Below are 13894 nucleotides of genomic sequence, written 5' to 3'. Positions count from 1 at the left end.
TTGGAACCAACGCGTCCTCTTCGAGTGCAGTAGGCAAACTGAACAAAGTGCTTACGTTTGCCTAAAAAATATGATTTTATACCTAAGGCGTACAAATTTAGAATTAAGAAGCTCTTTCCCAATAAAGAGTTCCGAGAAAAGCTTGACACATACAAACAGGCAGCCTTGGTTGCTCTTCATGAGCGTGTATGGTAAAGTAAAATTAATTGTTGCGTGAACGTTGAGTTGAAGATGAGGGGTATAAATCGATGCATACATTTTTGATAACTTTAATGATTATTTCAGGTATCCTTTTAATTGCACTCGTTTTGGTACAGCGCAGTCAAGGCGATGGACTGTCTGAAGCGATTACCGGCGGCGCCGAGCAGTTATTCAGCAAACAAAAAGCAAGGGGAATTGAGGTCGGGCTTAAACGGCTGACAATCTTATTCGCCATTGTTTTCTTTGCATGCGCTTTTGTACTCGGTTACTATTTGTAATGAATGCTTAGATGTGAAACCGGAGCGAAAACTCCGGTTTTTGATTTATCTTGTACGGAAGCGCTCTCGATGCAATGAAGCTTGTTGGCAACGGTTTTGATGGTTCTGCTCGATTCTTTTAGACCTAGCTAAGGATATAGCGTATAATATAGTTTGGAAGAAGATACCTATTCCTGTTAAAAGCAACCGGCAAAAGACCGGCTTTTTGAATGGGGGCTGAGGGATGGTGCAATTAAAGCGCCCAAAACCATTTTTCCTTGAATCCGGATCGCGCGCTGTACTGCTTCTGCATGGATTCACCGGCAATTCTGTTGATGTTCGACGGCTGGGGCAGTATTTGAATAAACGCGGCTACACCTGCTTTGCTCCGATTTATGCGGGACATGGCGGGCCGCCTGAAGCACTTCTTAAAACAGGTCCAAATGCTTGGTGGCACGATGTGGAGCAGGCGATGGAGCTGCTGAAGAAAAACGGATATACTGAGATTGCCGTGTGCGGACTGTCACTTGGTGGGGTATTTTCACTCAAATGTGGATACACTTTTCCAGTGAAGGGGATTATTCCAATGTGTGCGCCGGCGTATCCGGCTGAATCGGAACGGTTGATTGCCGGAGCTGCTTCTTACGCGCGTACGTATAAGCAGTATCAAGGAAAAAGCGAAGTGGCGCTCACGGCGGAGCTGAACCGTTTTAAACGCGACATTCCTGATGTGCTGACGCGTTTAGGTGTATGCGTTGACGAGGTAGCTGCGCATTGTCATCAGATAAAGGTCCCGGCAATGATCGTTCAGGCGCGTAACGATGAAATGATTGATCCACGCAGTGCAAACTTTATTTATGACACCATTCAATCAAGGCATAAGCAGTTAAAATGGTACGAAAATTCAACACATGTGATTACGTTAGGAACAGAAAAAGAACGATTGCACCAGGATATCGATGCGTTTCTTGAAAGCCTGGATTGGTCTGTTTCCTAAGAATAGGGAGGTTAACGACATGGCGGAAGAACGCATTCAGAAAATCCTGAATTATATGCGAGAAGAAACTTACCGGCCGATGACATTAAAAGAACTTGAGGAAGCCTTTGGCGCAAGCGAACCGCAAACGTTCACAGACTTTGTCAAAACAATGAACGACTTGGAAGAACAGGGACTGGTGATCCGTACTCGTGCGGATCGTTATGGTCTCCCTGAAAAAATGAACTTGATGAAAGGCCGCGTTCAAGCGCATGCAAAGGGGTTTGCTTTTATTATCCCTGAAGATGACAAACTCGATGACGTGTTTGTCAGTCCGAACGACCTTGCAGGAGCGATGAACGGCGATACTGTGGTTATCCGCGTGACCCACAAAACAACAGGGGAACGTCCTGAGGGAACCGTCATCCGTATTCTTGAGCGGGCGGTTACCAAAGTTGTCGGTACATTCAATGCAGGCCGCCACTTCGGTTTTGTCATTCCCGATGATAACCGGATTAACGGAGATATTTTTATTCCGGAAAATGCGGAACACGGGGCAATGGAAGGGCATAAAGTTGTTGCTGAAATCACTAAGTATCCGGAGGGGCGCAAGAATGCGGAAGGGATGATCACGCAAATTCTCGGACATAAGAATGATCCGGGCATCGATATTTTATCCATCATTTATAAACATGATCTGCCGCTTGAATACCCACCGGAAGTGTTAGCTGAAGCCGAGGCAATCCCGGGCGAACTTTCGGAGAAAGATTACGAAGGCCGCCGCGATCTGCGCGGAGAAACGATTGTCACCATTGATGGTGAAGATTCGAAGGATTTGGATGATGCGGTTACCGTTTCACGGCTTGACAATGGCAATTACAAATTAGGCGTACATATCGCGGATGTCAGCTACTATGTAACCGAAGGATCGGCATTGGATGCAGAAGCCTATGAACGCGGCACCAGTGTCTATCTTGTCGATCGCGTCATCCCAATGATTCCGCATCGTTTGTCCAATGGTATTTGCAGCTTGAATCCGCATGTTGACCGACTGACCATCAGCTGCGAGATGGAAATCAATCCTCAAGGGGTTGTGGTTGGTCACGAAATCTTCCCAAGTGTGATTCGTTCAACCGAACGGATGACCTATAATAATGTGCGGAAGATCTTGAAGCGTGAAGATGATGAAGTGCTTGAACGTTACAAAGATATGATCCCGTTCTTTGATCTGATGGCTGAATTGGCGGGCATTTTAGAGAAGCACCGTCAAGAACGCGGCGCGATCGATTTTGATTTTACCGAAGCGAAAATCATTGTCGATGAACAAGGCAAGCCGGTTGATGTCGTCATCCGTGAGCGGACAGTCGCAGAGCGTTTGATCGAATCCTTCATGCTGGCGGCTAATGAAACGGTTGCCGAACATGTAGATAAATTACGCCTGCCGTTTATCTATCGTGTCCATGAAGAACCCAACTCAGAAAAACTGGAGAAGTTCTTTGACTTCGTTGTGAACTTCGGTTATGTACTCCATGGTTCACCGGATAATGTTCATCCGCGTACCTTGCAATCCTTGCTTGAAAAAGCGAAGGGTCAGCCGGAGGAAGCGGTGATCAGTACGGTGATGCTGCGTTCGATGGCCAAAGCGAAATATGATGACAAGTGTTTGGGACACTTCGGTCTTTCCACGGAGTACTACACACACTTCACCTCACCGATTCGCCGCTACCCGGACTTGACCGTACACCGGCTCCTGCGCAAATATCTGTTTGAGAAAAAAACGGATCAGAAAACGCAGGAATTCTGGAAATCAAAAATGCCTGAAATCGCAAAGCATACGTCGGAATGCGAGCAACGGGCGGTTGAAGCAGAGCGTGATACCGATGATCTGAAGAAGGCTGAATTTATGCAGGACAAAGTCGGCGAAACCTTCTCCGGTGTTGTCAGCGGAGTCACCAACTTCGGCTTGTTTGTTGAGTTGTCGAATACAATTGAAGGTTTGGTCCACATCAGCTATCTCACCGACGACTACTATCACTACAGTGAAGAAAATATGGCGCTCGTCGGCGAACGAACCGGGCACCTGTTCCGGATCGGCGATGAAATCGAAGTCCGCGTGCTCAACGTCAACCTGGATGAACATGCCGTTGACTTTGAGGTTGTGGGGATGAAACCGCAAAAACCGCGGCAACGCAAATCACGGCCGACCATTATCCAAGGCAAAACCGGACCGCAAAATGGCGGAAAGAAACGCTTTGGTGATCGTAATGGCAATAAATCCACGAATTCCAGAGGCGGCGGAAACCGTAACCGAAACGGCAATCGTCGTGGCGGAAACAACCACGGCGGCAGCAACCGTTCCTTTTCAAACAATCAAGGCAAAAATGAATAGAACGAGCTACACACACCTCGGCAAAACGGGTCCAATCCGTTTCGACGAGGTTTTTTTTTACAGGATAAGAGCGTATACGATTTTGCCCTGTCTTCAAACCAATAGCCCAGTGTCTTGACCGAGAATCAAAGCGCAGATGCTCTGGCGCCTGCGGAGCGTCTCTGTTGATCGCAGGCCAAAGGAGCCCCCCGCAGATAAAGTATGTCTGAGGGGGCTCCTGGACTGCCCGCGGCAAGCGAGCAATCGGAGCGTACACAAAAGGATACTTTAAGGACCAAGCATCGCGTGATTTAGGAAAACGCCTTCACATGGAAGCAGCTTTCTTTTTCCGTGTTTATTTTATTCGGCGACAAGGTACAAGGGAGGTGTAAGTATAACTAAGAGACGAGTATTCATCTATACAACAATTAATAAATATACAATTTGACTATACAAATATAAATGTAAGCGCTATAATAACAACTGTACTTATTAATGGACGGTCATCATTGCGTGTGCAGCGGCCGTGCACATGCATGTGATCCGAATGATTCAATATGCACTAATGAAAGCGCAATCTTTTTTTGAAACATCAATTATTGGGAGTGGATCGAAATGGCAGCGATCAATGAATCATCGGTCAAACAAATGATTGATTCGGTTGGCGGCGCTGAAAATATTAATGCCGCAACACACTGCGTTACACGTCTTCGCTTGATCCTAAATGATGAAGGCAAGGTCGATAAAGAAAAATTAAATGCTATTGATCTGGTTAAAGGATCGTTCTCAGCCAACGGTCAATTTCAGATCGTGATTGGAAATGGGACGGTTGATAAGGTTTATGACCTTTTCGTTCGTCTGACAGGGATTGGTGAGGCAACGAAACAGGAAGTCAAAGATGCCGCAGCAGAAAAAATGAATCCGCTGCAGAAGGGGATTAAAACCTTAGCGGATATTTTCATTCCAATCCTGCCGGCCATTGTTACCGCCGGTTTACTGATGGGCATTAACAACATTCTTGCCAATCCGGGAATATTCTTCGAAAAATCGGTGGTGCAAGCGTATCCGCAATGGAAAGATTTTGCGGACATTATCCTTGTCATTGCTAACACTGCTTTCGTCTTCCTGCCGGCGCTGATCGGTTGGTCGGCGGTTAAGAAATTCGGCGGCAATCCACTGCTCGGCATTGTACTTGGTCTGGTGCTTGTGCATCCGTCGCTGCTCAATGCATACAGCTTAGCGGATGCCCAGAACAAAGGCACGGTGCCGATCTGGGATCTGTTCGGTCTGCACATTGACAAGGTTGGCTATCAAGGCCAAGTACTCCCTGTTCTTGTTGCGTCCTACGTATTGGCGAAGCTTGAACTGTTTTTGAAAAAACATGTCTACGATTCGATTCAGCTGCTTGTCGTCGCACCGGTTTCACTTCTGGTTACCGGGCTGCTTTCTTTTACCATTATCGGACCGGTGACCCTGACGCTGGCAAACTGGATCACAGCAGGAATTGTTGCGTTATTTCACTTCGCACCGATTGTCGGCGGACTGGTTTATGGCTTCTTCTACGGGGTCTTGGTCATCACCGGGATGCATCAGATTTTCCTTGCCGTCGATCTGCAGCTAATCGGCAGCACCGGCTCTACGTTCCTTTGGCCGATGCTCGCATTATCAAATATCGCACAAGGGGCAGCGGCCTTTGCAATGTTCTTAATTGCACGCGACGCAAAACTCAAAGGCTTGGCAATGACCTCGTCCATCTCTGCATGGCTTGGAATTACAGAACCGGCGATGTTCGGGGTCAATCTCCGATTCCGCTATCCGTTCTTGGCAGCGATCACGAGTTCCGGTATTGCCGGAGCATTTATCACCTTATTCGGTGTCAAAGCAACATCAATTGGTATCGGCGGGTTGCCCGGTTTTCTGTCGATCATTCCGAACTACTGGGGCGTGTTCTTCATCGGCATGCTGATCGTGTTAATCCTGCCGTTTGTACTAACTTATCTTTTCGCGAAATTCAGTAAGAAATCAATTGACGAAGGGTAAAAACAGAGACAAGGTGTAAAGAAAAAAAGATTGGGTGTGACACAAATGCATCACGATTGGTGGAAATCAGCGACCGTTTACCAGATCTATCCGAAGAGCTTCAACGACACAAATGGAGATGGCATTGGCGATATTAACGGGATTATTGAAAAGCTCGACTATATCAAAACACTAGGCGCGGATGTGCTTTGGCTGACGCCAATGTACCGTTCGCCGCAGAACGATAATGGCTATGATATTAGCGACTACTACCGTCTGCAGCCGGAATTCGGAACCATGGACGATTTACGCCGCCTCTTCAATGAAGCGCATAAACGCAACTTAAAAATTGTCATGGACATTGTGGTGAATCATACGTCAACCGCGCACCATTGGTTTCAAGAAGCGCTCAAGGGCAAAAACAATCCTTATCGCGATTATTACATTTGGCGCGATCCGGGAGAAAACGGCGGGGCACCAAACAACTGGCAGTCTAAATTCGGCGGATCGGCGTGGGCATACGATGTGAAAAGCAATCAGTATTATTTACATCTATATGACGTCAGTCAGGCGGATTTAAACTGGGAAAATAAACACGTTCGCGATGAAGTGTATAAAATGATGAACTTCTGGCTCGATCAGGGCAGCGATGGCTTTCGGCTTGATGTTATCAATAACATTTCAAAGGATCAACGCTTTCCGGATGATCATGATCCGAGTTCACCCGGAGACGGGCGGCCCTTTTACACAGATGGTCCGCGTGTGCATGATTATCTGCACGAAATGAATCAACAGGTGTTCCGCAAACGTGCGGAAACACTGACCGTTGGCGAGATGTCCTCAACAACAATTGACAACTGCATTCGCTATACAAATCCAAAGTATGAAGAGCTGAGTATGGTTTTTACCTTCCATCACTTAAAGGTCGACTACCCGAACGGCCAGAAATGGGTACTTGGCACGCTGCATCTCCCGGATTTGAAAAAGGTCATGGCTGACTGGCAGAAAGGCATGCATGATGGCGGCGGCTGGAATGCACTTTTCTGGTGCAATCATGATCAGCCGCGGATTGTCTCTCGTTTTGGCGATGAAGGGGAATATCGGGTTATATCGGCGAAAATGCTGGCGACTACGCTCCACCTGATGCAGGGAACACCTTATGTCTATCAAGGTGAAGAACTTGGCATGACCAATCCGAATTTCAGCTCGCTTGATCAATACCGTGATATTGAAACGCTGAATGCCTACAAACTGCTGAAAAAGCAAGGAAAATCTGAAGCAGAAATCATGGCGGTTCTCCAGCAAAAATCACGTGATAACGGTCGGACGCCGATGCAGTGGGAAGCAGGGAAAAATGGCGGATTTACTACAGGTACACCGTGGATTCCGCTTGCGACCAATGCGCAAACGGTTAACGCTGCGCTTGCGCTTGAAGATCCAGATTCTGTTTTTCATTATTACCGAAAATTAATCGGATTGCGAAAAGAATTTTCTGTGATTCGGGACGGCGATTTTGAGCTGATTGCCCCGGAACATCCGGACATTTTCGCGTATGTGCGCAGCAGTGGCGGGAAGCAGCTGCTTGTGGTCAGCAACTTCACCAATCGTTCGGTTCCATTCTCAGTACCGAAGGCTTTCTTAAATGTGAAGCACACACTGCTGATTCATAACTATCCAGATGCTCTGCATTTTACCGCCTGCTTGCCGCTGCGTCCTTACGAGTCCGCAGCATACCTTCTGAATTGATTTGGAAAATTCACGAATTCGTCTGCATTGTGAGGGTTTTCATGGATCTGTTTTGGTATACTAAATAGTGTGAAATGAAAGATGGGGCCTGAAGTATGCCCTTTCTTTTTACTATTTTTTTATCCTTTACAGCAGAAAGGCAGTCGCGGACGAATCCATGCATGTTGCCGCTTTAAGGAGCACGAACACGATGAGGAAAAGCAAATTTGTCTCGATTTATAATGACCTCAGCGAGAAAATACACCAAAAAAAGATTGATGCAGGGGCACTTTTGCCGACTGAAAATGAACTTTGCGCGCAATATCAAGCTTCTCGCGAAACGATCCGCAAGGCACTCGCGATGCTGTCACGCAACGGCTATATTCAAAAGGTTCAAGGAAAAGGGTCGATCGTTCTGGATGTCAGCAGGCAGAACTTTCCCATTTCCGGACTTACAAGTTTTCGTGAACTCGCGGCTCATTCAAAACGGCAATGGACGACCAACGTTCACCAGGTCGTTTTGTTAAAGCCTGATGAGCACTTGAAAATGGTGATGAATCTGCAGGATGGGCAGACGGTTTGGCAGGTCGTTCGTTCTCGATCAACGGAGGGTGAGTCCGTGATCTTAGATCGAGATTACTTAATTCAAGAGGTTGTGCCCCTGCTGACTGCGGATCAATGCGCGCATTCGCTGTATGATTATATTGAAAATGAATTGGGATTGAAAATCGGCTTTGCAAAAAAAGAAATTACCGTTGAACCGGCAAATGAGGACGACTATCATTATCTGACTATGCACGAGGGAACGCATGTTGTGGTTGTGCGCAGCCTCGTGTACCTTGAGAATGCACAATTGTTTCAGTATACCGAATCCAGGCACCGGGCGGATAAATTTCGCTTTGTCGATTTTGCACGCCGCGATCATATGTAAACAGGAGGATCCGATGATAAAACTATTGGCAATGGATATGGATGGAACGCTGCTGAACAGGCACCGTGAAATCAGTTGGGGAAATTTGAAAGCGCTGCGCTATGCGCACGCAAAAGGAGTGACGCTGGCAATTGCTTCCGGACGCGCCTTTTTTGATATTAGCAGTAAAATGCATGAAGTTGATGTGGAGGCGCATCTGGTCGGCGCCAATGGGGCGACGATCCATTCATCCGACGGCAAGTTGCTGGGTGCTGACTTCTTGGACCGCAACGAAGCGTTGGCGATTGTTCAGGAACTTGTCGCACAGCACTATTATATTGGTGTCTATTCAACACATCATATCTATGTTCCGGAACAGGGAACCGACTGGCTGCGCGATGAACTGCAGCACCTCGGCATTCATGAAGACCGATCCGTCGGTTTCCAAGGTGCAACACGTGACGATTTTTACCGCGCGGTTGACGATTGGAGCGTATTCAAGACGAATAACACTGAGTTCTCGAAAATTATCATCTTCTCCTATGACGACGCGAAACTGCAAAAAGCGCGTGAGATCTATGAAGGGAAGCATAAATACAGCATTGTCACCAGTGGTACAGGCAATTTTGAAATCATGCCGCCTAACGTATCCAAAGGCAACGCGCTCGATCATTTGGCTCATTATCTGGGTATCCCGCTTAGCGAGGTCATGGCAATTGGGGACAATTATAATGATCTTTCCATGTTTGATGTGGCCGGCGTATCGGTGGCGATGGGCAATGCCAATGACGAGATAAAGAACTATTGTGACCGCGTGACAACCGAATGCAATGAGGATGGCGTCGCACATGCAATTTATGAAGCGCTTGGCTATCCAAGCGACGAAAAGGGCGGTTTGCGATGAAAAAAGTCCTGTACTATGCCGGACTGTTTGTGGCCAGCTTTGTGGTTCAGTGGGTTTGGTACCATCAGTTTGCGGCTCAATTTAACAAAACACCACTGGATATGCTGCTGGCCTCTGTCGCATTTCTTGTCATTTTAATCTTGCTCGATCTTATATCACCACGCAGAATGCGCAGATGAACCAACACAAAGTGCGGGTACTTGCCCCGCGGGGCGTGTATCGCCTATAATGAACTAATGAACGTATGTTTGGCAGGTGTTGGTAATGGGAAAAGGCGAAAGCCGCGTCCTTGCGCAAAATCGCAAGGCGCGTCACGAATATTTTATTGAAGAAACAGTTGAGGCGGGACTTGTCCTGCAAGGAACGGAAATTAAAGCCATTCGCCGCGGCAAAGTGAATATCCAAGATGCATTCGCCCGCATCGAAAACGGCGAAGCCTTTGTTTATAATATGAACATCAGTCAATACGAACAAGGCAACCGGTACAACCATGATCCGCTGCGTACGCGCAAGCTGCTCTTGCACCGCAAGGAGATTAATAAGCTCCGGCCGGCCGCTGATCAAACGGGCTATGCACTTGTTCCGCTGAAAATTTATATCAAACACGGCTTTGCCAAAGTGCTCGTTGGACTCGGACGCGGTAAGAAAATGTACGATAAGCGCGAATCGATGAAAAAACGCAGTGCTCAGCGCGAAATGGCACGCGCATTTCGCAATAACCAAAAAGTGTAAGTTGAAAAGCAGCGGATCATCTGCTATAATTCAATTACTGTGTTAAGCACAATTACAGTTATGGATTTTCACCGCAAGTCCCGTTGCTTTTTTTAAACGGGGACGTTACGGATTCGACAGGGGCAGGTCGGGTTTAAGCGGCGAGCCGAGGGGGTCGGCCTCGTAAAAACGCCAAAGCCATAACTGGCAAAACGAATAACAACCTCGCTCTAGCTGCCTAATCAGCTTTAGCGGTCCCTCCCTCCATCGCCCATGTGGTAGGATCAGGGACTCACTCTAGTGGGATACGCCGGACGCCCGCATCCTGAGGGCCATGGAAGAGAATAATCGGGATAGCCTCGCGAAAGCCTGTCGGCAGGCCAACGCCGAGGTGAAACGCTAATATGCTGACTACGCTCGTAGAAACTTAAATTACGATGTCTTTGGACGTGGGTTCGACTCCCACCGTCTCCATTAATGGAGTGTCAGAGATGGTTGCATAAACCAAGTAAAAGAGCCTTAAACCGTTGATATGACGCGGTTTAAGGCTCTTTTTTGCAGGAAAAGAAAGTATAAGATTTTGCCCCATCTTCAAACCAATAGCCCAGTGTCTTGGCCGAGAAACAAAGCGGAGGTGCGAGACGCCTGCGGGAACAGCGTGCCAGCGAGACCCCGCAGATACCTACCTGTCTGAGGAGGCTCGCGGTGCGCCCGCGGCAAGCGAGTAACCGAAGCGGCGATTCAGCACCGAAAAGACACTAGTCCATCACACATGGTTGGAGATTAAGGACCGGGCGTATTTTGCCCGGTTTTTCTTATTTTGACTTGATCGTCAATGAAAATCAACGAAAATCAAATCATTATGCGCTGATTTTGCGCATGGCATATAGATCATTTAATGCCAAATCGGTAGCTTCAGAATCGCGCTGTTCTAGCTCGTCAATAATATGTGAGTATGTATTCAGGGTTGTGATCACGCTCTTATGGCCAAGACGCCGAGAGATATATTTGATGTTGATCCCTTTGTAGAGCAGCATAGAAGCGTGCGTGTGGCGCAGAGAATGGAAGGTGATTGAATTAATTTCTATTTTCGTACATAAGCTTTTCAGGCACTTATTGACGGCTGTATTTGTCACTAAGTTCATTTGATCATTAACGAAGCACAGATTTGATTTATTTCTTAGCCCCGATTTGACAGCAGACTTTTTTTGAGATGACTTTAGATCATCGAGCCATTCACACGTTTGCTTGTCCAATCGGATGACTCGGATGGATGCTTTATTTTTTGTTGGTGCAAAAGTATTCGTATCTTGGTAATCCCATGTCTTGTCTATTTTTGCCGTTCGTTTTTTCGTATCAATGCAATCCCAAGTCATGCCTAATACTTCACTGAAGCGGCAGCCCGTTGCTAGTCCAAACAAGATCATGTAGCGGGAAATATAACGTGGCCTGAGATCACCCATCAATTCAGCAATCAGCTTCTGAGCGTCTTTGAAGTTAATGTATTTGAGACTTTCCTTCTTTTCTGCTACCTTTCCGATGGTCACTGCTTTATAAGTCGGATCCTTGAAAATCACGTCATCATTAATGGCGTCACGGAAACATGCACGCATGTAAATATTAAGTTTGCGTACGGAAGCAGTTGAATGATTTTTGGCGTATTTATTCAGTACTCGCTGATAGGCGAGTCGATCAATTTCTTTAATGGACATTCCTGCAAAGTGCACGGAGTTTTCGATTCAAGCAGGCAAAGTCTATCTCTCACCAATCATTGATTGCTTTGATGGGCAGATTACGAGCCGGTCTATCGGTTCAAGTTCGAACGCAGAGTTAGTCTCAACAATGCTTAAAGCAGCAGCTGAGACACTCAATGACAATGAAAACTAAATAAATTAATGAGTTAACTTTTTACAAGTTTAGAAAGTATGGTGGTGATCAAAATATAAATAAATATGTAATTTAGTAAAGGAGCGTGTAGTTTGAAAAACAAAAAGCTGATAATTATTTTGAGTCTCATCCTTATCATTTTTATTGTTTGTGGACTAACCTTTTTATTTTTAGAAAAAGGCCAAGAATCAAAGAATGATCCCTTAATTTGGTTTAGTACTGAAAAAGCAGCAATAAAAAGTGCTATAGAAGAACAAACTTCGGGTAATTCAATTTTATTAAAAGGAACAAACTACATTAATGGAAAAAAAGCAATTCCGGTCTATTTTAAAAACAAAAAGGATGGAGAAGGGTTTATCGTTATTGTTTTAGAAAAGAAGGGGGGAAAATATGCAACATTGTTAAATGGCTCTGGAGCGGCTGTAAGTGATCCGCCTGGTCTTTCTGAGGGACAAGAAGTTGTGCCTGGAATCATTTTCAAACTAGATAAAAAGCACAGATACATCCTCTACTTTGGTAAAAATAAGAATCACTCAAAATCAATTACTTTAAAGGGCAACAAAAAAATCGTTCCTTTATATGTGAATAACACTGATATTTATTATAGATTGGAGAGATATTAATGAGAGTTAAGTTTAGTAAACTTGTTATTACTGTTACTGTACTAACACTAGTGTTGGCTTCTTCGTTTGTTGGGGAAAAACTACTAGAGCCGCTTCTAATTCGAACAGTATCAAGTCAATAGAGCAAGACGATCAGAACACCCCAGCCTTTTATAAAGACAGCAACGATAAAGAAGTTGCTCCGTTTACGATTAGTGAAGATGGTTCCGTTCATTGGTTAAGTAAAAGTGAATATCAGGAAGCAAAAAACGGAGAAAATTTGGATAGTCTTGGAACGCCAAACGATGATAATAATTCAATTATAGGGAAATTTCGTCCGTTAGAGTCACCATTCCAAGGCTCATTTTACAAGCAAACATCTGCTTCAAATTATACAGGTGATCCTATAACTGTCGCTAACGGATTACGGGGACCAGGAACGATATCTTATTCGAAAATTTGGGAAACCACTATTGATGTTACCTTTGGAGTTGAATTATCATCAGCAGAAAAATCAGCTGTGAAATCTGGGGCGTCTATAACTCTCCAAAAGTTGACAAGTACAGCATGTGAATATTCTTTTCACGTTCCTAGTGGCTATATTGGTTGGGTTGCTTTTGTTCCGTATAAGCATAAATCCATTGGCACTGTTACAACTTACTATACGGGTAAAACTGTGACTAAGCATGTACTGCTCGTGCTGCTCGGAAAAGCGGTTCACACGCCTATGGGTATTACGAATGAATTAAGCAAAAAAAGTAAAAAGTTTTAATTAAAGCTTTCCAAAATCAATCAAATAAGTTCCTGAAGCAGTGAACTGTAGCATGAAAATACTTATCTCATCTAGTGAGGATAGGTATTTTTTGCGTTAAGTCTACCAAGATTATATGATATAATTACAGTCAGGCAATAGATGAAGCATATGAGCGGATGCGGTGACACCCTCAAGAAAGGGGGTGGCGCCAATGACAGTATTTCAAGCTTTAAGTCTCATGGATTAGTTTCGGGGTATTGATCTTGATGCTGTCAAATAGAAAAAAATAATCCGTCTCATATGCCATTGCACTGGCTGAAACGGATCGAGTAGAAACTATTCGGCTGTGAGATGCACTGCTCCGCTCTTATTGCGGATATTGCCCTACCGTCAGTGTTCATGCACTGGCGGTTTTATTCTACATCTCTTATGTCTATATTATACACAAAAATTCCTGATTGATGCAAAAATTTATAATCAAAATCGTAGCACTGGCCAGTGTTTTTGTTATTTATCCGTCATCCTCGTTTGTCTCGAGTAGGAGTTATGATTGAGCTTCCTCCTTTAACTGCCTGCGTCT

12 protein-coding genes, 1 other RNA gene and 1 pseudogene are annotated in these 13894 nt (G+C 45.4%); 13 read left to right on the top strand and 1 reads right to left on the bottom strand.

Annotation, left to right across the window (positions count from 1 at the left end):
- Positions 1-248: 248 nt before the first annotated feature.
- The 10 genes from secG (at position 249) to ssrA (ending at position 10548) form a co-directional block, all read left to right on the top strand.
- Positions 249-479, top strand: coding sequence for a preprotein translocase subunit SecG (gene secG, locus AA84_RS0102750; protein WP_028975918.1), 231 nt, complete (start codon positions 249-251; stop codon positions 477-479).
- 223 nt (positions 480-702) lie between these two features.
- The gene (locus AA84_RS0102745; protein WP_028975917.1) at positions 703-1455 is read left to right on the top strand and encodes an alpha/beta hydrolase; all 753 of its coding nucleotides are present in this window, start codon (positions 703-705) and stop codon (positions 1453-1455) included.
- A 19-nt stretch (positions 1456-1474) separates the two neighbouring features.
- Positions 1475-3823, top strand: coding sequence for a ribonuclease R (rnr, locus tag AA84_RS0102740; RefSeq protein ID WP_028975916.1), 2349 nt, complete (start codon positions 1475-1477; stop codon positions 3821-3823).
- Between the two features lie 594 nt (positions 3824-4417).
- Positions 4418-5842: a PTS system trehalose-specific EIIBC component gene (gene treP, locus AA84_RS0102735; RefSeq protein WP_028975915.1), complete on the top strand. Its 1425-nt coding sequence runs from the start codon at positions 4418-4420 to the stop codon at positions 5840-5842.
- 45 nt (positions 5843-5887) lie between these two features.
- A complete protein-coding gene (gene treC / locus AA84_RS0102730; protein WP_028975914.1) occupies positions 5888-7567 on the top strand; it encodes an alpha,alpha-phosphotrehalase in 1680 nt (559 codons plus the stop codon).
- Between the two features lie 190 nt (positions 7568-7757).
- Positions 7758-8477: a trehalose operon repressor gene (gene treR, locus AA84_RS0102725; RefSeq protein ID WP_028975913.1), complete on the top strand. Its 720-nt coding sequence runs from the start codon at positions 7758-7760 to the stop codon at positions 8475-8477.
- A gap of 13 nt (positions 8478-8490) precedes the next feature.
- Entirely contained in the window at positions 8491-9360 is an 870-nt protein-coding gene (locus tag AA84_RS0102720; RefSeq protein WP_028975912.1) for a Cof-type HAD-IIB family hydrolase, read from the top strand.
- A complete protein-coding gene (locus AA84_RS0102715; RefSeq protein ID WP_028975911.1) occupies positions 9357-9539 on the top strand; it encodes a hypothetical protein in 183 nt (60 codons plus the stop codon). The genes AA84_RS0102720 and AA84_RS0102715 overlap by 4 nt, the downstream gene beginning before the upstream one ends.
- An 85-nt stretch (positions 9540-9624) precedes the next feature.
- Positions 9625-10092: an SsrA-binding protein SmpB gene (gene smpB, locus AA84_RS0102710; protein ID WP_028975910.1), complete on the top strand. Its 468-nt coding sequence runs from the start codon at positions 9625-9627 to the stop codon at positions 10090-10092.
- A gap of 98 nt (positions 10093-10190) precedes the next feature.
- Positions 10191-10548: a transfer-messenger RNA gene (gene ssrA / locus AA84_RS18535) on the top strand.
- Positions 10549-10931: 383 nt separating this feature from the next.
- Here ssrA and AA84_RS16960 read toward each other — a convergent pair.
- Positions 10932-11783 (bottom strand): site-specific integrase, encoded by an 852-nt coding sequence (locus AA84_RS16960; RefSeq protein WP_152540341.1) that lies wholly within the window; start codon positions 11781-11783, stop codon positions 10932-10934.
- Positions 11784-11796: 13 nt separating this feature from the next.
- Between AA84_RS16960 and AA84_RS18800 the strand changes: the two are divergent.
- The 3 genes and pseudogenes from AA84_RS18800 to AA84_RS0102690 all read left to right on the top strand — a co-directional run.
- A pseudogene (locus tag AA84_RS18800) lies at positions 11797-11952 on the top strand (IS3 family transposase); the annotation flags it as partial.
- A gap of 98 nt (positions 11953-12050) precedes the next feature.
- Positions 12051-12581, top strand: a complete 531-nt coding sequence (locus AA84_RS0102700; RefSeq protein WP_010027510.1) for a hypothetical protein — start codon at positions 12051-12053, stop codon at positions 12579-12581.
- 259 nt (positions 12582-12840) lie between these two features.
- Positions 12841-13332 carry a hypothetical protein gene (locus tag AA84_RS0102690; RefSeq protein ID WP_028975909.1) on the top strand — a complete coding sequence of 164 codons (492 nt, stop codon included), beginning with the start codon at positions 12841-12843 and terminating at the stop codon, positions 13330-13332.
- The last annotated feature ends 562 nt before the right edge of the window (positions 13333-13894 follow it).

Origin of the sequence: Sporolactobacillus terrae DSM 11697 (genome assembly GCF_000648615.1) — a bacterium.
In the GTDB taxonomy this organism is placed as follows: Bacteria; Bacillota; Bacilli; order Bacillales; family Sporolactobacillaceae; genus Sporolactobacillus; species Sporolactobacillus terrae.
The sequence above is the reverse complement of the archived record's forward strand: the minus strand, read 5'-3'. Positions and strand labels throughout refer to the sequence as shown.

Excerpts from the sequence above, each read along its gene's own strand:
- treP (WP_028975915.1), top strand. The coding sequence starts at position 4,418 with ATGGCAGCGATCAATGAATCATCGGTCAAACAAATGATTGATTCGGTT.
- treC (WP_028975914.1), top strand. The coding sequence starts at position 5,888 with ATGCATCACGATTGGTGGAAATCAGCGACCGTTTACCAGATCTATCCG.
- treR (WP_028975913.1), top strand. The coding sequence starts at position 7,758 with ATGAGGAAAAGCAAATTTGTCTCGATTTATAATGACCTCAGCGAGAAA.
- AA84_RS16960 (WP_152540341.1), bottom strand. The coding sequence starts at position 11,783 with ATGTCCATTAAAGAAATTGATCGACTCGCCTATCAGCGAGTACTGAAT.
- secG (WP_028975918.1), top strand. The coding sequence starts at position 249 with ATGCATACATTTTTGATAACTTTAATGATTATTTCAGGTATCCTTTTA.
- rnr (WP_028975916.1), top strand. The coding sequence starts at position 1,475 with ATGGCGGAAGAACGCATTCAGAAAATCCTGAATTATATGCGAGAAGAA.
- AA84_RS0102715 (WP_028975911.1), top strand. The coding sequence starts at position 9,357 with ATGAAAAAAGTCCTGTACTATGCCGGACTGTTTGTGGCCAGCTTTGTG.
- AA84_RS0102745 (WP_028975917.1), top strand. The coding sequence starts at position 703 with ATGGTGCAATTAAAGCGCCCAAAACCATTTTTCCTTGAATCCGGATCG.
- smpB (WP_028975910.1), top strand. The coding sequence starts at position 9,625 with ATGGGAAAAGGCGAAAGCCGCGTCCTTGCGCAAAATCGCAAGGCGCGT.
- AA84_RS0102720 (WP_028975912.1), top strand. The coding sequence starts at position 8,491 with ATGATAAAACTATTGGCAATGGATATGGATGGAACGCTGCTGAACAGG.